The 24652-nt window shown below is 70.6% G+C and carries 24 protein-coding genes; 8 read left to right on the forward strand and 16 right to left on the reverse strand.

The annotated features are described in order from the left end of the window. Positions 1 to 110: 110 nt before the first annotated feature. A complete protein-coding gene (locus K7C20_RS08970; protein ID WP_053210598.1) occupies positions 111 to 1625 on the reverse strand; it encodes a hypothetical protein in 1515 nt (504 codons plus the stop codon). A 228-nt stretch (positions 1626 to 1853) separates the two neighbouring features. Here K7C20_RS08970 and K7C20_RS08975 point away from each other — a divergent pair, with 228 nt between their 5' ends. The 3 genes from K7C20_RS08975 (at position 1854) to dapA (ending at position 5081) form a co-directional block, all read left to right on the forward strand. Continuing rightward, positions 1854 to 3692, forward strand: coding sequence for an endonuclease/exonuclease/phosphatase family protein (locus K7C20_RS08975; protein ID WP_030086245.1), 1839 nt, complete (start codon positions 1854 to 1856; stop codon positions 3690 to 3692). 126 nt (positions 3693 to 3818) lie between these two features. Beyond that, complete coding sequence (locus K7C20_RS08980; RefSeq protein ID WP_018091848.1) at positions 3819 to 3968, forward strand: hypothetical protein; 150 nt, start codon at positions 3819 to 3821, stop codon at positions 3966 to 3968. Positions 3969 to 4115: 147 nt separating this feature from the next. Beyond that, positions 4116 to 5081 carry a 4-hydroxy-tetrahydrodipicolinate synthase gene (dapA, locus tag K7C20_RS08985; RefSeq protein ID WP_053210599.1) on the forward strand — a complete coding sequence of 322 codons (966 nt, stop codon included), beginning with the start codon at positions 4116 to 4118 and terminating at the stop codon, positions 5079 to 5081. Here dapA and K7C20_RS08990 read toward each other — a convergent pair. The 12 genes from K7C20_RS08990 to K7C20_RS09045 form a co-directional block, all read right to left on the reverse strand. Next, positions 4993 to 5925: an EI24 domain-containing protein gene (locus K7C20_RS08990; protein ID WP_078953670.1), complete on the reverse strand. Its 933-nt coding sequence runs from the start codon at positions 5923 to 5925 to the stop codon at positions 4993 to 4995. The genes dapA and K7C20_RS08990 overlap by 89 nt on opposite strands. 193 nt (positions 5926 to 6118) lie before the next feature. Continuing rightward, positions 6119 to 7126 (reverse strand): 2,3,4,5-tetrahydropyridine-2,6-dicarboxylate N-succinyltransferase, encoded by a 1008-nt coding sequence (gene dapD, locus K7C20_RS08995; protein ID WP_053210600.1) that lies wholly within the window; start codon positions 7124 to 7126, stop codon positions 6119 to 6121. A 119-nt stretch (positions 7127 to 7245) separates the two neighbouring features. Then, positions 7246 to 7785, reverse strand: a complete 540-nt coding sequence (locus K7C20_RS09000; RefSeq protein WP_053210601.1) for a TetR/AcrR family transcriptional regulator — start codon at positions 7783 to 7785, stop codon at positions 7246 to 7248. After that, positions 7785 to 8105: a DMT family transporter gene (locus tag K7C20_RS09005; protein WP_030086259.1), complete on the reverse strand. Its 321-nt coding sequence runs from the start codon at positions 8103 to 8105 to the stop codon at positions 7785 to 7787. Before K7C20_RS09005 ends, K7C20_RS09000 begins: the two co-directional genes overlap by 1 nt. A 159-nt stretch (positions 8106 to 8264) precedes the next feature. Next, positions 8265 to 8600: a metal-sulfur cluster assembly factor gene (locus tag K7C20_RS09010; protein ID WP_030086261.1), complete on the reverse strand. Its 336-nt coding sequence runs from the start codon at positions 8598 to 8600 to the stop codon at positions 8265 to 8267. Beyond that, on the reverse strand, positions 8597 to 9055 hold the full coding sequence (gene sufU, locus K7C20_RS09015; RefSeq protein WP_030086263.1) for a Fe-S cluster assembly sulfur transfer protein SufU: 459 nt from the start codon (positions 9053 to 9055) through the stop codon (positions 8597 to 8599). The genes K7C20_RS09010 and sufU overlap by 4 nt, the downstream gene beginning before the upstream one ends. A gap of 54 nt (positions 9056 to 9109) precedes the next feature. Next, positions 9110 to 10366 carry a cysteine desulfurase gene (locus K7C20_RS09020; protein ID WP_030086266.1) on the reverse strand — a complete coding sequence of 419 codons (1257 nt, stop codon included), beginning with the start codon at positions 10364 to 10366 and terminating at the stop codon, positions 9110 to 9112. 88 nt (positions 10367 to 10454) lie between these two features. Continuing rightward, the gene (gene sufC / locus K7C20_RS09025) at positions 10455 to 11219 is read right to left on the reverse strand and encodes a Fe-S cluster assembly ATPase SufC (RefSeq protein ID WP_030086268.1); all 765 of its coding nucleotides are present in this window, start codon (positions 11217 to 11219) and stop codon (positions 10455 to 10457) included. Positions 11220 to 11226: 7 nt separating this feature from the next. Beyond that, positions 11227 to 11544, reverse strand: a complete 318-nt coding sequence (locus tag K7C20_RS09030) for a non-heme iron oxygenase ferredoxin subunit (RefSeq protein WP_030086270.1) — start codon at positions 11542 to 11544, stop codon at positions 11227 to 11229. Further along, on the reverse strand, positions 11541 to 12725 hold the full coding sequence (sufD, locus tag K7C20_RS09035; protein ID WP_030086272.1) for a Fe-S cluster assembly protein SufD: 1185 nt from the start codon (positions 12723 to 12725) through the stop codon (positions 11541 to 11543). The genes K7C20_RS09030 and sufD overlap by 4 nt, the downstream gene beginning before the upstream one ends. Before the next feature lie 59 nt (positions 12726 to 12784). Then, entirely contained in the window at positions 12785 to 14206 is a 1422-nt protein-coding gene (sufB, locus tag K7C20_RS09040; RefSeq protein WP_030086274.1) for a Fe-S cluster assembly protein SufB, read from the reverse strand. After that, complete coding sequence (locus K7C20_RS09045) at positions 14203 to 15063, reverse strand: helix-turn-helix transcriptional regulator (protein ID WP_030086276.1); 861 nt, start codon at positions 15061 to 15063, stop codon at positions 14203 to 14205. The genes sufB and K7C20_RS09045 overlap by 4 nt, the downstream gene beginning before the upstream one ends. Before the next feature lie 280 nt (positions 15064 to 15343). On the opposite strand from K7C20_RS09045, the gene K7C20_RS09050 reads away from it, so the two are divergent. From K7C20_RS09050 to K7C20_RS09060, 3 genes are all read left to right on the forward strand, one after another. Beyond that, entirely contained in the window at positions 15344 to 16306 is a 963-nt protein-coding gene (locus K7C20_RS09050) for an ABC transporter ATP-binding protein (RefSeq protein WP_030086277.1), read from the forward strand. Between the two features lie 180 nt (positions 16307 to 16486). After that, positions 16487 to 17293, forward strand: a complete 807-nt coding sequence (locus K7C20_RS09055) for an ABC transporter permease (protein ID WP_222892574.1) — start codon at positions 16487 to 16489, stop codon at positions 17291 to 17293. A 99-nt stretch (positions 17294 to 17392) separates the two neighbouring features. Beyond that, positions 17393 to 18397 carry a COX15/CtaA family protein gene (locus tag K7C20_RS09060; RefSeq protein ID WP_030086281.1) on the forward strand — a complete coding sequence of 335 codons (1005 nt, stop codon included), beginning with the start codon at positions 17393 to 17395 and terminating at the stop codon, positions 18395 to 18397. Here the strand turns inward: K7C20_RS09060 and K7C20_RS09065 are convergent. The 3 genes from K7C20_RS09065 to K7C20_RS09075 form a co-directional block, all read right to left on the reverse strand. Further along, positions 18370 to 19416, reverse strand: a complete 1047-nt coding sequence (locus K7C20_RS09065; RefSeq protein ID WP_053210602.1) for a hypothetical protein — start codon at positions 19414 to 19416, stop codon at positions 18370 to 18372. The two genes, K7C20_RS09060 and K7C20_RS09065, sit on opposite strands and share 28 nt — an antisense overlap. 136 nt (positions 19417 to 19552) lie before the next feature. After that, positions 19553 to 19933, reverse strand: a complete 381-nt coding sequence (locus K7C20_RS09070) for a hypothetical protein (protein ID WP_030086284.1) — start codon at positions 19931 to 19933, stop codon at positions 19553 to 19555. Positions 19934 to 19948: 15 nt separating this feature from the next. Continuing rightward, positions 19949 to 20932 (reverse strand): heme o synthase, encoded by a 984-nt coding sequence (locus K7C20_RS09075; protein WP_400847527.1) that lies wholly within the window; start codon positions 20930 to 20932, stop codon positions 19949 to 19951. 458 nt (positions 20933 to 21390) lie between these two features. On the opposite strand from K7C20_RS09075, the gene tkt reads away from it, so the two are divergent. Both tkt and tal read left to right on the forward strand, forming a co-directional pair. After that, positions 21391 to 23493, forward strand: coding sequence for a transketolase (gene tkt / locus K7C20_RS09080; RefSeq protein ID WP_053210603.1), 2103 nt, complete (start codon positions 21391 to 21393; stop codon positions 23491 to 23493). Positions 23494 to 23527: 34 nt separating this feature from the next. Further along, complete coding sequence (gene tal, locus K7C20_RS09085; RefSeq protein WP_030086290.1) at positions 23528 to 24646, forward strand: transaldolase; 1119 nt, start codon at positions 23528 to 23530, stop codon at positions 24644 to 24646. Positions 24647 to 24652: the final 6 nt, after the last annotated feature.

Below are 24652 nucleotides of genomic sequence, written 5' to 3' on the forward strand. Positions count from 1 at the left end.
ATCCAGGAAGCAGTTGGGGCCGGCCCGGCGGACCGGGACCGGGTCGGGTCCTGATCCGCCGGACCGGCCCCGGGCGTAGGTGATCCGCCCCGGCCGTGCCCGGTGTTCCGTCAGCCGGACTGCCGCGAGCGCGCCTTGAACGCGGCCTTGCGGGCCTCCTTGGCGGCCTTCTTGTCCGGGTGCAGCCGGCCCATGGCCTCCAGGACGTCGGCGGTGGCCGGGTGGTCCACCCGCCAGGCCGTGTCGAAGAAGCCGCTGTGCTGGTCGGTCAGGCCCTGCACCAGGTCGCGCAGCTCGCCCGCGGCGTCCTCGTCGGCGCTGTCCAGCTGCGCCGCGATGGTGTCCACCGTCAGCCAGAAGATCATCTCCTGGGACGGCTCGGGGATCCCGGGCAGCGCGCGCTCGGCGAGCCAGACCCGGGCCAGGCCGCCGAGCTGCCGGTCGTCGAGCACGTCGCGCAGCGCGGCCTCGGCGTCCGGCGAGACCAGCGAGAGGGTCTGCTGGGCGGCGAGCCGGCGCCGCGGGGCGCGCTCGTCGTCACCGCGGGCGGCCGTGAGCAGGTCCCGGGCGGCGTCCAGGGGCGTACGGGCGGTGAGCCACAGCTCGGACTCGGCCTGGGCGAGCGCCTCGGGGTAGTCGGGCAGCGCGTCCAGGAGGACATCGGCGTCCTTGTCGGTGAGGTCGCCGACCGCCGGGGCGTGCACCCCGGCGTCCAGCATCCGGGCGCGTACGGCGTAGACGCCGAGCGGGGTGAGGCGGACCAGGCCGTAGCGGGAGACGTCCTCGTCGGTGAGCGGCTCGGTGGTGGGCTCCCCGGAAGAACCTGGGGAGAGGACCGTCTCGCCGTCCTCGTCCAGCTCCTCGATGAGCGCCTCGTCGACGGGCTGGTAGGCGACCAGACCGATCGGCTCCAGCACCCGGAACTGGTCGTCCAGGCGCATCATCGCCTCGGAGACCTCTTCGAGGATGTCGTCGGTGGGCTCGTCCATATCGTCCGGGACGATCATGGAGGCGGCCAGCGCGGGCAGCGGAACCTGCTGGTCGGGGCCTTCGTTCAGGGCCGTGAGCAGATAGAGGTTGCCGAGGATGCCGTCGAGCAGCTCGGCCTCCTCCTCCGGGTTCCAGTCGATCGCGTCCAGGTCCAGTTCGCCGCCCTCGGTGAGCTGGTCGGCGAGGTCGGCGAGATCGGGGGCGGCCGCGTCGGCGAGCACGGTCTCCATGCCGCCGAGCCAGATGTCGAGGATGTCCTGCGGGCTGCCGGAGGTGAGCAGGCCCAGCTCGTCGCCGGGGGTGGCGGTGCCGGCCGCGGCGTCGTCGGGGAGGTCGGCGCCGTCCTCGCCGTCGGTGATCTCCTCGATCTCCACGAGTCCGGTGTCCACCGCCAGCTGCCAGGCCTCGGCGGTGTAAGCGGGGCCGTCCTCGTCGCCGGCCAGGCCGAGGTGCTCGGTGGCGGCGGCCAGCGGCTCTTCGAGGATCTCGCCGCCGACGCCGACCGGAACGCCCCGCTCGGCCCAGCGGGCGAGCTTCGCGGCCCGTGCCAGCAGGGGGGCGCTCAGCGCCTCGCGGGCCAGTTCCGCTTCGGAGTGCAGCCGCACCGGCGGCAGGGTGGGGCGGTCTGCGGACATCGGCTGCTCAGCTCCTCGGACGGACTACGGGCTCATTGCGCCGCCCAAGCGTAGACGGAATTCCCCGTAACCCGGACGCTTCACCCCCGCACCCCCTCCCGGTCGCCCGGAGAAGCTTGACAACTCCCGTGCGTGCACAAGAGATTGACGCAGATCGACGCGCGTAGCGCGCCGGTCCGGCTCCCGCACGCACATTCCAGCCACCCCCCATCACCCTCGGAGGCATGCATGCCGTCCCGTCGTTCGCTCCGCAGACCGGTCACCGTCAGCGCGGTGGCCTGCGCCGCCCTGGCCGGCGGACTGCTCACCGCAACCCAGTCCGCCTCCGCGGCCGGCGCCCGGATCCACGACATCCAGGGCAGCACCCGAATATCCCCGCTGGCCGGACAGCAGGTCGGCGAGGTGTCCGGCACGGTCACCGCGGTCCGGTCGTTCGGCTCGGCGCGCGGCTTCTGGGTGCAGGACCCGCGCCCGGACGACGACCCGGCCACCAGCGAGGCGGTCTTCGTCTTCACCGGCAAGGAGACGCCGAAGGTCGCCGTCGGCGATGCGCTCACCTTCTCCGGCACGATCAGCGAGTACTACCCCGGCGGCAAGGACGCCGGTCTGCAGTCCGTCACCGAGATCACCGGCGCCACCTGGACGGTGCACTCCTCCGGCGCCCCGGTGCCGGCCGCCTTCAAACTCACCCCGTCCTCGGTGCCGAACCGGTACGCCCCCGCCGCGGGCGGCAAGAGCATCGAGTCCCTCAAGCTGCGCCCCGGCTCGTACGCGCTGGACCGCTACGAGTCGCTGGAGGGCATGCGCGTCTCGGTGTCGGACGCCCCGGTCGTCGGCGCGACCAACACCCACCACGAGCTGTGGGCGACCGCCGAGCCCCGCCACCAGCGCACGGCCCGCGGCGGCACGCTCTACCGCTCGTACGCGGACCCCAACGGCGGCCGGGTCAAGGTGACGTCGCTGATCCCCTTCTCCGAGCGGCCCTTCCCGGTGGCCGACGTCGGCGACAAGCTGACCGGCACCACCGCCGGCCCGCTGGACTACGACAGCTTCGGCGGCTACTCGCTCCAGGCCACCGAGCTGGGCACACTCACCGACCACGGCCCCGCGCCGGAGACCACCCGCAAGCAGAAGTCCGACGAGCTGGCCGTGGCCACCTACAACGTCGAGAACCTGGCCCCCACCACCCCGCAGGCCAAGTTCGACCGGCTGGCGAAGGCGCTGGTGCACAACCTGTCCTCCCCCGACGTCGTCGCGCTGGAGGAGGTCCAGGACGACAACGGCGCCACCGACAACGGCGTGGTCACCGCCGGAGCCACCCTCACCAAGCTCACCGACGCCATCAAGGCGGCCGGCGGCCCGGCGTACGAGTGGCGGCAGATCGACCCGGTCAACGACCAGGACGGCGGTCAGCCCGGCGGCAATATCCGCGTGGCGTTCCTGTTCAACCCCGAGCGGGTGTCGTTCACGGACATCAAGGGCGGCGACGCCACCACCCCGGTGCAGGTGGTCGCCGACCACGGCAAGGCCACCCTGTCCGCGTCCCCCGGCCGGATCGCGCCCGCCGACCCGGCGTGGAAGGCCAGCCGCAAGCCCCTCGTCGGGCAGTTCTCCCTCAAGAGCCGTCCGGGCAGCCGGGTGTTCGTGATCGCCAACCACTTCAACTCCAAGGGCGGCGACCAGGGCCTGGACAGCCGTTTCCAGCCACCGGCCCGGAGCTCGGAGACCCAGCGCACCGCCCAGGCCCGGCTGGTGAACGCTTTCGTCAAGGATCTGCTGGCGAAGGACCCGAAGGCCGATGTGGTGGTGGCCGGCGACCTCAACGACTACCAGTTCTCACCGGCGTTGAAGAGCCTCACCGCCGGGGGTGTGCTCACCGACCAGGTCGGCCGGCTGCCCGCCGCGGAGCGCTACGGCTATGTCTACAACGGCAACTCGCAGGTGCTGGACCACATGCTCACCAGCCGCCGGCTGACCCGGGCCGACTACGACATCGTGCACATCAACGCCGAGTACGCGGACCAGGCCAGCGACCACGATCCGCAGGTGCTGCGCATCAAGCCGTAGCCCCCGCGGCGCGTCACCGCGTGTGACGCGCCCGTCACTCGTCCGGCCCATGCCAGGGGGCCAACTGCCGCAGGGGGTGCGGTACTGGGAGGGTAAGAAACATTCGGCGAGACATAGGGAGTCATCATGCCGAAGTCCCAGAACCGTAAGTCGGGCAACAAGGACCGTGCCGCCGAGCGGCGCACCGACCAGCGGAAGCCGAAGTCGTCGGAGGAGTCCGCCGCCGAGCGGACCCAGGACCTGAAGCGTTCGCGGAATGGCCTGACTGGCGCGTGATGGGCCTGTGATGCCCGAGCGGCCGTCGCACCGGAAGGCGCGGCGGCCGCTTCACGTTCCGGTCACGCGCTGGACGTAGCGCTGCTTAACAAATCAGCCAGCACAACTAAGTGGACGTGAAATATGAGGCGCCCTCAGACTCCTGGCATGGAGACCATGACCACCCCCCTGGCACCCCCGGTGGCCGCACCACCCTTCGGCCGTACCGCAACCGCCATGATCACCCCGTTCACCGCCGACGGAGAGCTCGACACCGACGGCGCGCAGCGGCTCGCCACCCACCTCGTCGACGACGGCGGCTGCGACGCACTGGTGCTGAGCGGCACCACCGGGGAGTCCCCGACCACCTCGGACGCCGAGAAGGAAGCCCTGGTGCGGGCCGTGGTCGAGGCCGTCGGCGACCGGGCACGAATCACCGCGGGGGTCGGTACCAGCGACACCCGGCACTCCGTCGCGCTGGCCCGCAGCGCCGAACGGGCGGGCGCCCACGGCCTGTTGGTGGTCACGCCCTACTATTCGCGGCCCACCCAGGAGGCCGCCGCCCACCATCTGCGGACGGTCGCGGACGCCACCGGACTGCCGGTGATGCTCTACGACATCCCGGGCCGCACCGGCACCGCACTGACCGCCGGGACGCTGCTGCGACTGGCCGCCCATCCACGGATCGCGGGGGTCAAGGACTGCGCCTACGACCCGCTGAAGTCGGCGAAGATCCTGGCATCGACGGGCCTGGCCTACTACGCGGGCTGCGACGAGCAGATCCTCCCGCTCCGCGCGCTCGGCGGCAGCGGCTGTGTCAGCACCGCCGCCAATGCCGCGCCGCGGGCGGTATGTGCCGTGCTGGACGCCTTCGACGCCGGCGACACGGCCGAGGCGGCCCGGCGTCAGCTCGCGCTGCTCCCGCTCATCGAGGCGGTGACCGGCGGCGAGCACCCCGGCACGGTCACCGCGAAGGCGCTGCTGAACCACCTCGGCCTGCCCGCGGGACCGGTCCGCGGCCCGCTGCTGGCGGCGGACGCCCAGCTCACCAGCCGGCTGGCGGACGCGCTGCGGGCGACCCTGGACCGGACGGCGGATGTGGGTACCGCGGTGCCTGCGGCTGTCCCTGGCTAGCGGGGAACGGGCCGGGCGCCGGCCCGAGGCCGCCCGGCTGCCCGTACGGCGCCCCGGCCCGGTCCTGCCCGGCCGGGCCCGCGCCCTGGTCCGGCGCCGGCGGCTCCTCCTCGTCCACCAGGTCCCGTACCAGCAGCGTCGCGCCGGCCACCGCGCCCGGCATCAGCGCCACCGCGACGAACGGGATCAGGAACAGCAGCACGACCGGGGTGCCGAAGCCGATCGCGAGCGCCTTGCGGCCCCGCAGCAGTCGCAGCCGCTCGCGCACCGGAATGTCCCGGCGCTGCATGGCCACCGAGGTCAGCTCGACGGTGAGGAAGAAGCCGGAGACACAGAAGCCGAGGGCGGGAATCACGGTCTGGCCGAGGAACGGCACGAACCCGAGGACGAACAGCAGGATCCCGAAACCGGCGGCCCGCAGCAGCACATGGAAGCTGTCCCGCAGGGCGATCCAGATCTCCTGCCACAGCGGGCGGTCCGGGGACGGCGGGCAGTACCCCTCGGACTCCTCGACCTTCTCCGACAGCGACTCGTAGAAGGGGTCGCCGATCAGCAGGGTGACGGCGGTGAACGTCAGCACCGACAGCATCAGTCCGCCGGCGAACAGCAGCCCCACGAACACCCCGCGCAGCAGCCCCTGCCACGGCGAGCCCCAGCCGTCGGCGAACGGCGTCGCCCAGGCGGCGATATCGCCGGACCAGAGGGCGAGCACGGTGAGCACCCCGGCGTACAGCACCAGCGCGATCAGCGCCGGAATCAGCCCGAATCCCCACCACCGGCCGTGCTGGGCGACCCAGCGCTGCCCCTTGCCCAGATACCGCATCCCCGCTACAAGATCACGCATAGCGCAAAGCCTATCGGCGTCCTGCAGGGCCGGGGACAGGGGCTGCGCGGAAGCGGAAAAGGCAGCGGCCCGGCGGTTCTCCCGCCGGGCCGCTGACGCCGCCGTGAACACTCAGCCGCGCACGGTCAGTTGTGCACGGCCGGCCGTGCCGGTGCGCTCCCTTGCCGCTGTGCGCCCGGTGACGGCTGTGCGCTCAGTTGTGGCTGTGCAGCACCTCGTTGAGGCCGCCCCAGGTCGCCTTGTTCGGACGGGCCTCGACGGTGCCGGTGGTGGAGTTGCGGCGGAAGAGGATGTTGTCCGCGCCGGAGAGCTCCAGGGCCTTGATGATCTGGCCGTCGGGCAGTGTGACGCGGGTGCCGGCGGTGACGTACAGCCCCGCCTCGACGACACATTCGTCGCCGAGCGCGATCCCGATGCCCGACTCGGCGCCCAGCAGGCAGCGCTCGCCGATCGAGATGATCTGCTTGCCGCCGCCGGAGAGGGTGCCCATGGTGGAGGCGCCGCCGCCGATGTCGGAGCCGTCGCCGATGACCACGCCCGCGCTGATCCGGCCCTCGACCATGGAGGTGCCCAGCGTCCCGGCGTTGAAGTTGACGAAGCCCTCGTGCATGACGGTGGTACCGGCCGCGAGGTGCGCGCCCAGGCGCACCCGGTCGGCGTCCGCGATCCGCACCCCGGTGGGCGCGGCATAGTCGGTCATCCGCGGGAACTTGTCGATGCTGGTGACCATCAGGTGCAGCCCCTCGGCGCGGGCGTTCAGCCGCACCGTCTCCACCTGGTCGACGGCCACCGGGCCCAGCGAGGTCCAGGCGACGTTGGCCAGCAGGCCGAAGAGGCCCTCCAGGTTCTGCCCGTGCGGCTTGACCAGCCGGTGGCTGAGCAGGTGGAGACGCAGGTAGGCGTCGTGCGCGTCCAGCGGCTTGTCGTCGAGGGAGGCGATGACCGTACGCACGGCGACGACCTCGACATCACGGACCGGGTCGGGACCGATCGCCTTGAGCACGGCGGCGCCCAGCAGTTCGGTGGCGCGCTCGTCGTCGAGGCGCTCGGTGCCGGCCGGGCCGGGGCCCTCGGCAGTCACAGCGACCAGCTCGGGCGCCGGGAACCAGGTGTCGAGAACGGTGCCGTCGGAGGTGACGGTGGCAAGCCCGGCGGCGACGGCGCCGGTGGTACGGGAAGCGGAAACAGCAGCATCGGTCATGTCCGAAACCTAACCGGAGGGCGCCCGCCGAGGCGAACCGGTCTCAACGAGCGGGCCGGTCCGCACCGTCGCTCCACCCCGCCCGCCGGGCCTGGAAGGCGGCCCACTGCCCGGGGGGCTCAGCCCAGCACCCCGGCCAGCCCGGCCCGCACCGCCTCGGGGTCGAAGGGCTGCCCGGTCAGCAGATGTTGCAGCACCAGCCCGTCGGTGAGGGCCACCACCGTCCGCGCCGTGTGCAGATCGCCGATCCGCTGTCCGAGCAGCCGCACCATCTCGTCCAGGCATTCGGCGGCGATCGGCCGGACCGCCTCGTGCCGCAGCGCCGCCAGATACAGCTCGTACTCCAGCTCCATCCGCCTGCGGTCACCGGTCAGCGTGTCCTCGACCAGCCTCGCGACCTCCTCGGCGAGCGGTGCCGCCGAGTCGATGCCGTCGACCCAGCGTGCGAAGTCGTCCAGGCACACGACGTTGGACTGCCGCAACGCGGCGACCAGCAGCTCGTCCAGGGTCGCGAAGTGGTAGGTGGTCGAGCCGAGCGGCACATCCGCCGCGGCGGCCACGGCGCGGTGGCTGAGCCCGGCGATCCCGCGCTCACCGACCACGGCGATCGCCGCATCGATGATCCGCTGCCGCCGGTCCGGATCGTAGCGCCGGGCCATCAGTGCGCCCCGTCCAGGTTCAGCACCACGACCCCGGCGATGACCAGCAGCACCCCGAGAAGCTTCAGCGCACTGGCGCTCTCCCCCAGGAAGACCATCCCGATCATGGCGATCACCGCCGTTCCTGCGCCGGACCAGATGGCGTACGCGGTGCCGACGCTTATCGATTTGAGTGTCTGGGCGAGCAGGGCAAAGGCGAGCAGATAACCCAGCGCGGTGGCCAGGGACGGCCACAGCCTGCTGAAGCCGTCGCTGTACTTCATCGCGGTGGTCGCGAGGATCTCGGAGAGGATCGCGAAGGCGAGCATCACATAGGCCATGTGTACGAGCGTACACAACGTTGCGTACGGCCGTACATAACTTTCCCCGGTCCGTGCCACCGCGGGCCCCGACCGGGCCCTGGCACAGCGATACGGCCGTGCCCTCCGGGATGTCCGGTGGGCACGGCCGTATCGGCGGGTCTTTCGGGCGGCGACGTCTCAGACGTTGAAGCCCAGCGCGCGCAGCTGCTCGCGGCCGTCGTCGGTGATCTTGTCCGGGCCCCACGGGGGCATCCAGACCCAGTTGATCTTCAGTTCGTTGACGATGCCGTCCGTGGCGGACTTCGCCTGGTCCTCGATGACGTCGGTCAGCGGGCAGGCCGCGGAGGTCAGCGTCATGTCGATGGTGGCGATGTTGGCGTCATCGACGTGGACGCCGTAGATCAGCCCCAGGTTGACGACATCGATGCCCAGCTCGGGGTCGACGACGTCGTAGAGCGCCTCGCGGACCTCCTCCTCGGAAGCCGGCTTGGTGGTGGTCGGGGTGTCGGTCATGCGGTCTTCGCCTCCTCGGAGAGGGCCTTGGCCGTGGCGTCCTTCCAGGCCATCCAGCTGAGCAGCGCGCACTTCACTCGCGCGGGGTACTTCGAGACACCGGCGAACGCCACCGCGTCCTCCAGCACCTCCTCCATGGCGTCATCCGGCTCGATCTGGCCCTTGGACTGCATCAGCTCCAGGAACGTCTCCTGGATCTTCTGCGCCTCACCGAGCTCCTTGCCGACGAGGAGGTCGTTGAGCACCGACGCACTGGCCTGGCTGATGGAGCAGCCCTGGCCCTCGTAGGACACATCCTCAATCGTCGCGCCGTCGAGCCGCACGCGCAGCGTGATCTCGTCACCGCACGTGGGGTTGACATGGTGCACCTCGGCGTCGCCGTCCCGAAGACCGCGCCCGTGCGGGTGCTTGTAGTGGTCCAGGATGACGTCCTGGTACATGGAATCCAGCTTCACGGCTCAGTCAGTCCTCGTCCTCATCCGCTGTGCTTGGTAACCGGCTGTGTCTGTTTAACCGAAGAAGTTGCGGACGTGCTCCAGGCCCTCGACCAAGGTGTCGACCTCGGCGGGGGTGGAGTACAGATAGAACGACGCTCGCGTGGTCGCAGGAATTCCGTAGCGCAGGCAGACCGGCCGTGCGCAGTGGTGACCCACGCGGACCGCGATGCCCTGCTCGTCCAGCACCTGACCGACGTCGTGCGGATGGATGTCGCCGAGCGTGAAGGAGAGCGTCGCCCCGCGGTCCTCGGCCGTGCTCGGGCCGATGATGCGCAGGTCGGGGACCTCCAGCAGCCGCTTGACGGCGTACTCGGTGATCGCGTGCTCATGCGCGGCGATGTTGTCCATGCCGATCGAGGCGAGGTAGTCCACGGCCGCACCGAGGCCGACGGCCTGGGCGATCGGGGGCGTACCGGCCTCGAACTTGTGCGGCGCGGGCGCATAGGTCGAGGAGTGCATCGAGACGGTCTCGATCATCTCGCCGCCACCGAGGAACGGCGGGAGGTCCTCCAGCAGCTCCTGGCGGCCCCACAGCACACCGATGCCGGTCGGGCCGCACATCTTGTGGCCGGTGAAGGCCACGAAGTCGGCCTGGAGCGCCTGCACGTCCAGCACCATGTGCGGGGCGGCCTGCGAGGCGTCGATGCAGACCAGTGCGCCGACCTCCTGGGCGCGGCGGATGATCGTCTCGACCGGGTTGATCGTGCCCATGATGTTGGAGACCAGCGTGAAGGAGACGATCTTCGTCTGCTCCGTGATGACCTCGTCGATGTTGGACAGGTCGAGCCGGCCGTCGTCGGTGATGCCGAACCACTTCAGCTTCGCGCCGGTGCGCTGCGAGAGCAGCTGCCACGGGACGATGTTGGAGTGGTGCTCCATCTCCGTGATGACGATCTCGGTCTCGCGGTCCACGCGGTAGGGCTCATCGGCCCAGCCCAGCATGTTGGCCACGAGGTTGAGCGACTCCGAGGCGTTCTTGGTGAAGATCACCTCGTCGCGGCTCGGCGCGTTGATGAAGGCGGCCACCTTGTCGCGGGCGCCTTCGTACAGCGCCGTGGCCTCCTCGGCGAGCACATGCACGCCGCGGTGAACGTTGGCGTTGTGCCGCTCGTAGTACTCGTTCAGCGCGTCGAGCACCTGGCGGGGCTTCTGCGAAGTCGCCGCGTTGTCCAGGTAAACGATCTTCTTCCCGTCGTGGACCACGCGATCCAGGAGGGGGAAGTCCTTACGGATCGCCTCTGTGTCGAGGAGGCCCGGCATCTGTGTCACGCTCGTGCCCTTTCGTTCGCTTCTCCGCCCACGAGGCGCACCTGCGGGGAGCAGGTCGTCCGCAGGCCGGTGGCCTCGCGTGCGTCGCTCACAGGCTTGCGCCACCCTTCGTGTACTCCTCGTAGCCCTCGGCCTCGAGCTTGTCGGCGAGCTCGGCGCCGCCGGACTCGGCGATCCGGCCGTTCGCGAAGACATGCACGCGGTCGGGCTTGATGTAGCGCAGGATCCGCGTGTAGTGGGTGATCAGCAGGGTGCCGACCTCGCCGGTCTCGCGGACGCGGTTGACGCCCTCGGAGACGGTGCGCAGCGCGTCGACGTCCAGGCCGGAGTCGGTCTCGTCGAGGATCGCGATGGCCGGCTTGAGCAGCTCCAGCTGGAGGATCTCGTGGCGCTTCTTCTCACCGCCGGAGAAGCCCTCGTTGACGTTGCGCTCGGCGAAGGCGGGGTCCATGGACAGCCGCTCCATGGCCTCCTTGACCTCCTTGACCCACAGCCGCAGCTTGGGGGCCTCGCCGCGGATCGCGGTCGCGGAGGTGCGCAGGAAGTTGGAGACCGAGACGCCGGGCACCTCGACCGGGTACTGCATGGCGAGGAAGACGCCGGCCCGGGCGCGCTCGTCGACGGACATCTCCAGGACGTCCTCGCCGTCGAGGGTGACGGTGCCGCCGGTGATCGTGTACTTGGGGTGACCCGCGAGCGAGTAGGCGAGGGTCGACTTGCCGGAGCCGTTGGGGCCCATGATGGCGTGCGTCTCGCCCTGCTTCACAGTCAGGTCGACGCCCTTCAGGATCTCGCGCGGGCCGTTCTCGGCCTCGACGGAGACGTGCAGGTCGTGGATCTCAAGCGTTGCCATGGGGAACTCAGGACTCCTGGGTGACGGAGACGAGCACGTCGTCCCCTTCGATCTTTACGGGGTATACGGGGACGGGGCGCGTCGCGGGAAGGCCGCTCGGCTTGCCGGTGCGCAGGTCGAAGCTCGAACCGTGCAGCCAGCACTCGATCGAGCAGTCCTCGACCTCGCCCTCCGAGAGGGAGACGTTCGCGTGCGAGCAGATGTCGTTGATCGCGAACACCTCGCCCTCGGTGCGGACCAGCGAGACGGGCGTGCCGTCGAGCTCCACCCGCTTGGGGGTGTCCTCTTCCAGCTCGCTGAGCGCCGCTGCGCGTACGTACGTCATGCCGCGGACGCTTCCAGCTCGGCCTCGATCTTGCTCATCAGACGCTCTTCGACGTCCGGGAGACCGATCTGCTGGACCAGCTCGGCGAAGAAGCCGCGGACGACCAGTCGGCGGGCCTCGTCGGCCGGGATGCCGCGGGCCATCAGGTAGAACAGCTGCTCGTCGTCGAAGCGGCCGGTGGCCGAGGCGTGGCCGGCGCCGACGATCTCGCCGGTCTCGATCTCGAGGTTGGGCACCGAGTCCACCCGCGCGCCGTCGGTGAGGACGAGGTTGCGGTTGAGCTCGTAGGTGTCCGTGCCGGTCGCGGACGCCTGGATGAGGACATCGCCGATCCAGACCGCGTGCGCGTCCTGGCCCTGGAGCGCGCCCTTGTACGTGACGTGGGAGCGGCAGTTGGGCGCCTCGTGGTCGACCATGAGGCGGTGCTCCTGGTGCTGGCCCTCTTCGGTGAAGTACAGACCGTAGAGCTCGGCCTCGCCGCCGGGTCCCGCGTACGTGATGCGCGGGTGCAGCCGGACGAGGTCGCCGCCGAAGGTGACGACCACGGACTTGAAGCTCGCGTCCCGGCCGACGAGGGCGTTGTGCTGCCCGACGTGCACGGCCTGGTCATTCCAGTCCTGGACGGAGACGACGGTCAGCTTGGCGCCGTCACCGAGGAGGTAGTCGACGTTGGCGGCGAGCACCGCGTCACCGGTGTGGTCGATGACGACGACCGCCTCGGCGAAGGCGCCCAGCTCGATGACCTGGTGGCCGAAGGCCGTGCCGCCGTCACCGTGGACGGCGATCCGGATGGGCTCGGTGAGCACGGTCTCCTTGGGGACCGTGACCACCGAGGCCTTCTCGAAGGAGCTGTACGCCTGGGCGGCGACCCGGTCCACGGGCTTGCCGGCCTTGCCGACCCGCGGGTCGGTGCGGTCGACGAGCTCGTGGGTGACACCCTCGGGAGCGGTGATGTCGATCTTCAGGTCGGGACCGCCGGCCACGGCGCTGCCGTCGTGCAGGCCCTTCAGACGCGCGAGGGGGGTGAAACGCCACTCCTCCTCGCGGCCGTGCGGCACCGGGAAGTCCGCCACGTCATAGGACGGCGGGGCGCTCATCCGGGTGGCGACGGTGGACTCCGCGGCCACCGCGATGGAGCCGGTGGTCGTGGAACCCGCCGGGATGTTCTGAGCCTCAGCCATGGCTGTCGTCGTGCTCGCTTTCTGCAATCAGGGAGTCGGTCGCTGCGTGGGGCCGGGGGTCAGCCGACCGAGCCTTCCATCTGCAGCTCGATCAGCCGGTTCAGCTCCAGCGCGTACTCCATGGGCAGCTCACGGGCGATCGGCTCGACGAAGCCGCGCACGATCATCGCCATGGCCTCGAACTCCGTCAGGCCGCGTGCCATCAGGTAGAAGAGCTGGTCCTCGCTGACCTTGGAGACGGTCGCCTCGTGGCCCATGGAGACGTCGTCCTCGCGGACGTCGACGTAGGGGTAGGTGTCCGAGCGGGAGATGGTGTCCACCAGCAGGGCGTCACACAGCACGTTGGACTTGGAGCCCGCGGCGCCCTCGCCGATCTCGACCAGGCCTCGGTAGGAGGTGCGGCCGCCGCCTCGTGCCACCGACTTGGAGACGATGTTGGAGGAGGTGTTCGGCGCCATGTGGACCATCTTGGAGCCGGCGTCCTGGTGCTGGCCCTCGCCCGCGAAGGCGATGGACAGGGTCTCGCCCTTGGCGTGCTCGCCCATCAGGTAGACCGCCGGGTACTTCATGGTCACCTTGGAGCCGAGGTTGCCGTCGACCCACTCCATGGTCGCGCCCTCGTAGGCGACGGCGCGCTTGGTGACCAGGTTGTAGACGTTGTTCGACCAGTTCTGGATGGTCGTGTAGCGGCAGCGGCCGCCCTTCTTCACGATGATCTCGACGACCGCGGAGTGCAGCGAGTCCGACTTGTAGATCGGCGCCGTGCAGCCCTCGACGTAGTGGACGTAGGCGTCCTCGTCGACGATGATCAGCGTCCGCTCGAACTGGCCCATGTTCTCCGTGTTGATCCGGAAGTAGGCCTGCAGCGGGATGTCCACGTGGACACCCTTGGGGACGTAGATGAACGAGCCGCCGGACCACACCGCGGTGTTCAGCGACGCGAACTTGTTGTCGCCGACCGGGATGACCGTGCCGAAGTACTCCTGGAAGAGCTCCGGGTGCTCCTTGAGCGCGGTGTCGGTGTCCAGGAACAGGACGCCCTGCTCCTCCAGGTCCTCACGGATCTGGTGGTAGACGACCTCGGACTCGTACTGCGCGGCGACACCGGCGACCAGGCGCTGCTTCTCCGCCTCGGGGATGCCGAGCTTGTCGTAGGTGTTCTTGATGTCCTCGGGCAGGTCCTCCCAGGAGGCGGCCTGCTGCTCGGTGGAGCGGACGAAGTACTTGATGTTGTCGAAGTCGATGCCCGACAGGTCCGAGCCCCAGTTCGGCATGGGCTTCTTGTCGAACAGCTTCAGGCCCTTGAGGCGGAGCTTGAGCATCCACTCCGGCTCGCTCTTCTTCGCCGAGATGTCGCGGACGACGGCCTCGGAAAGACCGCGCTTGGCGGAGGCGCCGGCCACGTCGGAGTCGGCCCAGCCGTATTCGTACTTGCCCAGGCCCTCGAGCTCAGGGTGAGCAGTCTCCGTAGGGAGCGTCATGCGGGGTTCCTCCCGGCCGTGCTTGCAGATGCTGTGGTGGTCTTGCTGGTGCGTGCGGTGCTGTGAGCGGCCTTGCCGGCACTGGCCTTCGGGATGAAGGTCGTGCACACCCCGTCGCCGTGGGCGATGGTGGCAAGCCGCTGTACGTGGGTCCCGAGCAATCGGGAGAAGACCTCGGTCTCCGCCTCGCACAGCTGCGGGTACTGCTCGGCGACATGGGCAACCGGGCAGTGGTGCTGGCAGAGCTGTTCACCGAGCTGGGGATTGGGGGCGCTGCGCGCCGTAGCAGCGTACCCGTCGGCGGTCAACGCCTTCGCCAGGGCCTCGGTACGGGCCTCCGGATCGGCGGACTCGACCGCCTTGCGGTAGCCCTCGGCCTGGGCGGCGAGCCGTGCGCGGGCGAACGCGGCGACGGCGGCCTCGCCCTTCTCCCCACCGCCGGCGCTCTGCGCGATCCAGCGCAGCGCGTCGGAGGCGAGCTGGTCGTAGGCCTGGTCGAAGGCATCGCGCCCGCAGTCGGTGAGGGCGAAGGCCTTGGCCGGGCGGCCGCGGCCCCGCGCGCCGTAGACCCGCTTCTCGCGGGGCTCGACGACGCCCTCGGCGGCCAGCGCGTCCAGATGCCGGCGGACGGCCGCCTGGGTCAGCTCCAGCCTCAGGGCCAGCTCGGCGGCGGTGGACGGACCATGGTCGAGAATGGAGCGGGCGACCCTGTTGCGGGTGCCCTGCTGTTCGTCGTGCGGCGCCGGGGCAGGCGCGACGCCCGTCCCGCGCCGCTCGGTCTGCTCGGGCGCGGAGGCGGCCGGCCCGGCGGTCTGCTCGACCTCGGGCCCTTCCTGTTCCTCGCTCGCGTATTTCACAACGCCATTGTTGCGTAATTCGTCAAAGCGAGACAAGCCTCGTCCGGATCACGGACGGGTGGCCTCTATCACTTAGGCTGCCCTAATTTCAAGTACCTTCCGAGCCCCTGGAAGCGCCGCCCACCTGCGACGGGACGGCCCCGCCCGGTGGGGGCGCACCGGGGCGCGAGGAGCGGCGGAATTGGTAGGGCCGCACACCGCCGGATTGCGTACCCGGGCGCGGAAAAGCACCGACGCCCCCGTTGAAGGACTCCCCGCCACTCTCCGTAGACTGCCCGCCATGCGCAGCACCTCCCCGGGGGGCGCCCCCCGGACCCCCGGACGAGAGCCTGCCGTCGAGGTCGACGGCCTGGTCAAGCGATACGGGACCAAGACCGCCGTGGACGGCCTCGACCTGACCGTCGCACGCGGCGCGGTGACCGCCGTGCTCGGCCCCAACGGCGCCGGCAAGACCACCACCGTCGAGATCTGCGAGGGCTACCGCCGCCCGGACGCCGGCCGGATCCGCGTCCTGGGCCTGGACCCGGTCGCCGACGCCGCGGCGCTGCGGCCGCGTATCGGCGTGATGCTCCAGTCCGGCGGCGTCTACCCGGGCGCCAAGGCGGAAGAGATGCTGCGGCACACCGCCACCCTTCACGCCCACCCCCTCGACGTCGGCCTGCTCATCGACCGGCTCGGTCTGGGCAGCTGCGGCCGGACGCCCTACCGGCGGCTGTCCGGCGGCCAGCAGCAGCGCCTCGCGCTGGCGATGGCCGTGGTCGGCCGCCCCGAACTGGTCTTCCTTGACGAGCCGACGGCCGGCCTCGACCCGCAGGCCCGGCACGCCACCTGGGACCTCGTACGGGAACTGCGCGCCGACGGCGTCAGCACCGTACTGACCACCCACTTCATGGACGAGGCCGAGCAGCTCGCCGACCATGTCGCGATCATCGACGGCGGCCGGGTGATCGCCCAGGGCAGCCCGGACGAGCTGTGCCGCGGCGGCGCGGAGAACAGCCTGCGCTTCACCGGCCGTCCCGGCCTCGACATCGCCTCGCTCCTCAAGGCGCTGCCCGCCGACAGCGCCGCCACGGAGCCTTCCGCCGGCGTCTACCGCGTGCACGGCAAGGTCAACCCGCAGCTGCTGGCCACCGTCGCCTCCTGGTGCGCCCAGAACGGCGTGATGCCCGACGCGATAGCCGTCGAACGCCACACCCTGGAGGACGTCTTCCTGGAGCTCACCGGCAAGGAGCTGCGCGCATGAACCACGACCACGCCACCGTCGGCCGGGGGTCCGGGGGTCGCCCCCCGGGAAGGCACAGCCTGGAGCTCACCGGCAAGGAGCTGCGCGCATGAACCACGACCACGCCACCGTCGGCCGGGGGTCCGGGGGTCGCCCCCCGGGAAGGCACAGCCTGGAGCTCACCGGCAAGGAGCTGCGCGCATGACCACCACCGAGGCCGGCGGCGTCACCGGCACGTTCACCCCGCGGCCCGGCGCGGCCCCGCTGCCCCGGATGATCCGCGCGCAGGCGGCCCTGGAGACCAGGATGCTGCTGCGCAACGGTGAGCAGCTGCTGCTCACCGTCATCATCCCGACGCTGCTGCTGGTGCTGTTCTCCGCCGTCGACATCGTCGCGGTGCCCACCGCTACGGCCGGCGGTGCGGGCAGCTCCGTCGACTTCCTGGCGCCCGGCATCCTGGCGCTCGCCGTGATGTCGACCGCCTTCACCGGCCAGGCCATCGCGACCGGCTTCGAGCGGCGCTACGGCGTGCTGAAGCGGCTCGCCGTCTCACCGCTGCCGCGCTGGGGGCTGATGACCGCCAAGACCTGCGCGGTGCTGGTCACCGAGGTCCTCCAGATCGCGCTGCTGACGGCCGTGGCCCTGGCGCTGGGCTGGTCCCCGCACGGCAACCCGCTCTCGGTGGTGCTGCTGCTCCTGCTGGGCACCGCCGCCTTCTCGGGCCTGGGCCTGCTGATGGCCGGCACGCTCAAGGCCGAGGCCACCCTCGCGGCGGCCAACCTGGTGTTCCTGCTGCTGCTGGTCGGCGGTGGCGTGATCGTCCCGCTGGACAAGTTCCCGGAGGCCGCCCAGAGCGTCCTCGGGCTGCTGCCGATCGCGGCGCTGTCCGACGGGCTGCGCGACGTCCTCCAGCACGGCGCCGGCGTCCCCTGGCGGGACCTGGGCATCCTGGCCGGCTGGTCGGTGCTGGGTCTGGGCACGGCGGCCCGCTTCTTCCGCTGGGAGTGAGCCGCCGGACGGCCGTGGTGCGGAGTGGCTCCGGGCGGGTCCGGTGCGTTGCGCACCCCTCGTGAAAGTTTGCACAAGGCGCGGCCTACGATGTCTCCCGTGCCGAACACGCTGAATCCCCTTGAGCTGATCGCCCGCCGCTGGCAGCCGTCCGCGGCCTTTGTGCGCCGGGCCGCGCTGGCCACCGTCGTCATGGCCGTGATCATCGTCGTCACGGGTGGCGCGGTCCGGCTCAGCCAGTCCGGGCTGGGCTGCTCGACCTGGCCCAAGTGCACGCCGGACAGCCTGACTCCGACCGCCGCGATGGGCATCAACGGGCTCATCGAGTTCGGCAACCGCATGCTGACGTATGTGCTGTGCGCGGTGGTCGGCCTGTTCATCATCGCCGCCCGCGCCCGTCACCCCCGGCGCCGCTCGCTCACCCGGCTCGGCTGGGCGCAGTTCTGGCTGGTCATGAGCAACGCCGTCATCGGCGGCATCACAGTCCTCACCGGCCTGAACCCGTACATCGTCAGCTCGCACTTCCTTGCGGCCACGGCGCTGCTCACGGTCGCCGTACTGAGCTGGAAGCGGGCGAGCGAGGGCGACGAGGAGCCGCGCGACCTGGTCCCCCGTCCGGCGCGGCAGCTGGCCGGGCTGCTGGTGGCCGCGACCGGCTCGCTCACCGTCATCGGCACGGTCGTCACGGGCACCGGCCCGCACGCGGGCGACGCCAAGAAGGTCCACCGCATCCCGCTGGACTGGCAGGAGGTCACCCAGCTCCACGTCGACTTCGTCTACATCGTCGTCGGCCTGTCGGTCGCCCTGTGGTTCACGCTGCGCGCCGTCAAGGCGCCGGCCGCCCCGCGCCGGATGCTCCTGGAGCTGTTCGCCTGTATCGCGCTCCAGGGCGTCATCGGCTACATCCAGTACTTCATGGGCCTGCCCGAGATCGTCATCGGGCTCCACATGCTGGGTTCGGCCCTGGTGTGGATCTGCGTGCTGCGGGTCTGCCTGTCGCTGCGCGACCGCGGTCCGCTCCAGGAGGACGACTCCAGCGGGTCCGCCCTCTCCGGCGAGCAGGAGGCCGCCGAACCTCAGCCGGCCTCCGCGCTCAGCCGGTAGACCCGGCGCGCGGTCCCCGACCCGACCATCTCGGTGATCCGCCGCCCGTCCTCGGTGCCGCACAGCCCCTCGTCGGTCCACTCCCGTACGAGGCGGCCCATGGCACGCAGAAAGCACCGGGCGCCGGTCACATACAGCTCGGGCAGCCCGCGGGCGCCCGAGGAGAACAGCAGCTTGCCGAACGGCGCCTGACCGAGCGTCTCCTGGGGGCAGGGCCCGGCGTCCGCGTACACATGGGCGTGCACCGCGGCGAGCTGCGCCGCCCGCCGGTGGTGCGGCGCCCGTGGCAGCAGGACGAGATCCGAGCCGATACCGGTCGTGGCACGCAGAAAGCCCGCCAGCGGCCCCGGGTCGGGGCAGTGCAGCTGCACCGGAAGACCGGTCGCCACCGCACTCCACAGCAGATGCCGTACGAGCGCGGGCTCGCCCAGCCGCTCGCCGGGCCGGCGGCCGCGCAGCCAGCGGTCCGCGGCGCGCCGTACCTCGCCGGCCTCGGGGGCGTGCCCGTCGCAGTAGGTGGCGCCGGAGGCGAAGGCGGTGGCGTGCTGGGCCGCGGCGTACAGGGCCTCGGCGGTGTAGCCGAGGAAGGAGTCGACGCTGCCGGAGGTGTCGGCGACCTGCTCGGCGAGCGGTTCGAGCCGTACGACCTCGTGGGCGCCGGCCTCGGCGGCGGCGGCGAGTTCGGTGGCCGAGGTCAGCTCGCTGGGGGTGCCGGCCTCCAGCAGGAACGTGCCGATGCCGGAGCCGCGCAGCAGCAGACGTCCGGCCCGGTAGGCGCCGACCTCGCGCCGGCGGGCCAGGTAGCGGGCGGGCGGGCAGTGCGGGTCCAGGCCCAGCAGCGGGGGGCACCAGCGGCGTATCGCAAGGCCGGTGAAGCTGTCGAAGTAGCTGGTGCCGGCGGGGGCCGGGCCGTGTGCGCCGGCCGCGGCGGCGAGGTGGGTCTCGAAGGAGCCGAGGCCGAGCTCGCCGTGCACCGCACCATGGCTGTACTGATCGATGAGCGGTGGAAGTCCGTCCATCCGCCCCTCCTCGCCGAGAGCCCGCCGAGCGCGGCCGGAGCGCCGCGCCTGGTGGGCTTAACGGGCGAGGAGGTGGTGAGGTATCGGGCTCCGCTTCCGGCGTGCGCCCCGGCGCACGGCGCCCGGCACCGCACCGTCAGCTGTTGGACGGGCCGCCCACCTGAATGCCTGCCATCCGGGACCACTCGTAGCGGCCCGTACGGACCTTGGCGGCGAGGTCGCCGTCGAAGTCGTCGTGGAGCGTGATGCCGGCCTTGTCGGCGGCGTCCTTGGCGGAGCCGAAGGTGTCCGCGACGAGGTTGCCCCACTCGCCGTCGGCCCCGACGAGCGCGATCCGGGTGCGGCCGCGGCCGATGTGTGCGAGCTGGCCTTCGGCGCTGCCGCCGTGGGTGGCGGCGAAGGCACGGATCTGCTTGGCGAGCTTGTCCGCGCGCTTGCCGGCCCGCTTGTCGGTGCGCGCCCCGGCCGCCGTCTCCGTCTGCTCGTCTGCCTGCTGGGTGTCTGCCATGAACAGCATGCTACCCATCGGTAATCAGTGAAGGAAGGGATCCACGGCGACGGCGACGAACAGCAGCGAGACATAGGTGATGGACCAGTGGAACAGCCGCATCTCCTTGAGCTTGGCGCCCGTGATCCCGGCCTTGGCGCGGGCCTGCAGACCGTGCGCCTCCTTGAGCCAGAGGGCGCCGCAGGCGACCGCGACGACGGTGTAGAACCAGCCGGTGTAGCCCAGCGGCTGGAGCAGCAGCGACACGGCCACCATCACCCAGCTGTAGGCGACGATCTGCCGCGCGACGACCTTGTTGCCCACGACCGCCGGCAGCATCGGCACACCGACGCGCGCATAGTCGTCCTTGACCTTCATCGACAGCGGCCAGTAGTGCGGCGGCGTCCAGAAGAAGATGACGAGGAAGAGGACCAGCGCGGCCCAGGAGACCGAGTTCGTCACCGCGGACCAGCCGATGAAGACCGGCATACAGCCCGCGATCCCGCCCCAGACGATGTTCTGGCTGGTGCGGCGCTTGAGGATCATCGTGTAAACGACGACGTAGAAAAGCAGCGCACCGAGCGACAGCATCGCCGACAGCGGGTTGACGAGGAACCAGAACCAGGCCGTGGAGCCGACCGCGAGGGCGGTCGCGAAGACCAGGCACTCGCGGGGGCTCACCATGCCGGTGATCAGGGGCCGCTGGGACGTCCGGTCCATCAGCGCGTCGATGTCACGGTCGATGTACATGTTGAAGGCGGCGGCACCGCCGGCGGAGAGATAGCCGCCGACGCAGGTCGCCAGCACCAGCCACAGGTCGGGCACACCCTTGGCCGCCAGGAACATCACCGGCACCGTGGTCATCAGCAGCAGCTCGATGACCCGTGGCTTGGTCAGTGCCACGAACGCCTTGACGCGGGCCACGAACGGCCGCTCACCGGGATTCCGGGGGACCTGAGAGCACTCCCCCACAGCCTTGACGGCGTGGGCGGTGCCCCCACCCGCAGGTCGGGATTCGACGGCCGTCACGCACACCCCTGGAAGTAACATCGGCGGCCTCTGCCGCGGAAGAGATAAGGCATGCAAGCCCTTCCGGCAGTGAAGACGCGGTAAAGGGCTTGCGCGTACCACGCCACTTTAGACGTTGGCCATACAGCGATCTTCGCGGGGGTGGGGTCGTGTTGGGCGCCCGGCCGTGGGCCGGTGAGGTCATCTTCCCCCGGACATCCGCCCGGCGTTCGGGAGGCGAAGGGGGCCGCCGCCCGGCAGTCTGGTTCGTAGGGCCTCACCTCGGGACCGGGAATGCCTCAAGTCCTGATTTGAGCGCCCGAAGCGGCGAGACGCCATGGCCTGCGCCCACCGACTGAGCGCCGAAATCGCCGACTGAGCGTCGAAAAGACGCACGCCCTTGCGGGGGTAGGCTCGACACCGCCTGGCGGACATACCGTCCGCGGCATTCGACATGTGGAGAGGAGCCCTGACTCAGGGTGAGCACCAAGCCGACCACCACAGATCTCGAGTGGACCGAACTGGATCAGCGGGCAGTGGACACCGTCCGTGTCCTGGCCATGGATTCCGTGCAGAAGGTCGGTAACGGCCATCCCGGTACGGCCATGAGCCTGGCGCCGGCCGCCTACCTTCTCTTCCAGAAGCTGATGCGGCACGACCCGGCGGACGCGAACTGGACCGGCCGCGACCGGTTCGTCCTCTCCGCGGGCCACTCCAGCCTGACCCTCTACATCCAGCTCTACCTCGCCGGTTACGGCCTGGAGCTGGACGACCTGAAGGCGTTCCGCACCTGGGACTCGAAGACCCCGGGCCACCCCGAGTACGGCCACACCACCGGCGTGGAGACCACCACCGGCCCGCTGGGCCAGGGTGTCGCCAACGCGGTGGGCATGGCGATGGCCGCCCGTTACGAGCGCGGCCTGTTCGACCCGGACGCGCCCGAGGGCACCTCGCCCTTCGACCACACCATCTACGCCATCGCCGGCGACGGCTGCCTCCAGGAGGGCATCTCCGCCGAGGCCTCCTCGCTCGCGGGCCACCAGAAGCTCGGCAACCTCGTCATGCTGTGGGACGACAACCACATCTCGATCGAGGGCGACACCGAGACCGCGGTCTCGGAGGACACCTGCAAGCGCTACGAGGCCTACGGCTGGCACGTGCAGCGGGTGGCCCCGAAGGCGAACGGCGACCTGGACCCCGCGGCGCTGTACCGCGCCATCGAGGCGGCCAAGGCCGAGACCGGGCGCCCCTCATTCATCGCGATGCGCTCGATCATCGCCTGGCCGGCCCCCAACGCCCAGAACACCGAGGCCGCGCACGGCTCGGCGCTGGGCGAGGAGGAGGTCGCGGCCACCAAGCGCGTCCTGGGCTTCGACCCGGAGAAGTCCTTCGAGGTCCCCGAAGAGGTGCTCGCGCACACCCGCGCCGCCCTCGACCACGGCCGTGACCTCAAGAAGGAGTGGGAGAAGGGGTTCGCCGACTGGCGCTCGACCCGCCCCGAGCACGCCGCGGAGTTCGACCGGATCGCCGCGGGCGAGCTGCCCGAGGGCTGGGAGGACCACCTCCCGTCGTTCGAGACCGGCAAGGCCGTGGCCACCCGCGCCGCGTCCGGCAAGGTGCTGCACGCGCTCGGTGCGGTCATCCCCGAGCTGTGGGGCGGCTCCGCCGACCTGGCGGGCTCGAACAACACCACGATCGACAAGACCTCGTCGTTCCTGCCCGAGGGCAACCCCCTGCCGGGCGCGAACCCGTACGGCCGCACGATCCACTTCGGTATCCGTGAGCACTCCATGGCCGCGGAGATGAACGGCATCACGCTGCACGGCAACACCCGTGTCTACGGCGGCACCTTCCTGGTGTTCTCCGACTACATGCGCAACGCCGTCCGGCTGTCCGCGCTGATGCACCTGCCGGTGACGTACGTGTGGACGCACGACTCCATCGGCCTGGGCGAGGACGGCCCGACCCACCAGCCGGTCGAGCACCTCGCCTCGCTGCGCGCCATCCCGAACCTGAACATCGTGCGCCCGGCCGACGCCAACGAGACCGCCATCGCCTGGCGCGAGATCCTCAAGCGCTGGACCAAGGAGTACGGCGTGGGGGCCCCGCACGGCCTCGCGCTGACCCGTCAGGGCGTGCCGACGTACCCGGCCGACGAGGCCACCGCCAAGGGCGCCTACATCCGGTTCGACGCCGAAGGGGCCGACGGCAAGAGCACCACGCCGCAGGTCGTGCTGATCGGCACCGGTTCCGAGCTCCAGCTCGCCGTCGAGGCGCGCGAGCAGCTTCAGGCCGAGGGCGTTCCCACCCGCGTGGTGTCGATGCCGTGCGTCGAGTGGTTCGAGCAGCAGGACCAGGCCTACCGCGACAGCGTGCTCCCCCCGTCCGTCAAGGCCCGTGTCGCCGTCGAAGCCGGCATCGGTCTGACCTGGCACCGCTTCGTCGGTGACGCCGGGCGCATCGTGTCCCTGGAGCACTTCGGTGCCTCGGCCGACGCCAAGGTGCTGTTCCGCGAGTTCGGCTTCACCGCCGACGCGGTCGCCTCCGCCGCCCGGGAATCGATCGAAGCCGCCGCGCGCTGACGCCCGTACACGACAAGTAGGAGATGCAGAACCCATGACAGACGCACTCAAGCGCCTCTCCGACGAAGGCGTCGCGATCTGGCTGGACGACCTGTCGCGCAAGCGCATCACGTCCGGCAACCTCGCCGAGCTGATCGACCAGCAGCACGTCGTCGGTGTCACGACGAACCCGTCGATCTTCCAGAAGGCGATCTCCGCGGGTGACGGCTACGAGCAGCAGCTCGCCGACCTCGCCGCCCGTAAGGTCACCGTCGAGGAAGCCATCCGCATGATCACGACGGCGGACGTCCGCGACGCCGCCGACATCCTGCGGCCCGTCTTCGACGCCACCGGCGGCCAGGACGGCCGGGTCTCGATCGAGGTGGACCCGCGCCTGGCGCACCACACCACCCCGACCATCGCCGAGGCCAAGCAGCTGGCGTGGCTGGTGGACCGCCCGAACACGCTGATCAAGATCCCGGCCACCAAGGCGGGCCTCCCGGCGATCACCGAGGTCATCGGCCTCGGCATCAGCGTCAACGTCACGCTGATCTTCTCGCTGGAGCGCTACCGCGAGGTCATGGACGCCTACCTGGCGGGCCTGGAGAAGGCCAAGGCCGCGGGCCTGGACCTGTCCCTGATCCGTTCGGTGGCGTCGTTCTTCGTGTCCCGTGTGGACACCGAGATCGACAAGCGCCTGGAGAAGCTGGGCACGGACGAGGCCAAGGCCCTCAAGGGCAAGGCCGCGCTGGCCAACGCCCGGCTGGCCTACGAGGCGTACGAGGAGGTCTTCTCCTCGGACCGCTGGGCCGCCCTCGACAAGGCCGGCGCCAACAAGCAGCGTCCGCTGTGGGCCTCGACCGGTGTCAAGGACCCGGCCTTCAAGGACACGCTGTACGTGGACGAGCTGGTCGCCCCTGGCACGGTCAACACCATGCCGGAGGCCACCCTGGAGGCCGCCGCCGACCACGGCGCGATCACCGGTGACACCGTTCGCGGCACGTACGACGCCGCCAGGGCCGACCTGGAGGCGATCGGAAAGCTCGGGATCTCGTACGACGATGTCGTGAAGGTCCTGGAGGACGAGGGCGTGGAGAAGTTCGAGGCGTCCTGGAACGACCTGCTCAAGTCCACGGAGGCGGAGCTCGAGCGCCTCGCTCCCTCGGAGGGCTGATCTCCC

It is taken from the genome of Streptomyces decoyicus, assembly GCF_019880305.1.
Classification (GTDB): Bacteria; Actinomycetota; Actinomycetes; order Streptomycetales; family Streptomycetaceae; genus Streptomyces; species Streptomyces decoyicus.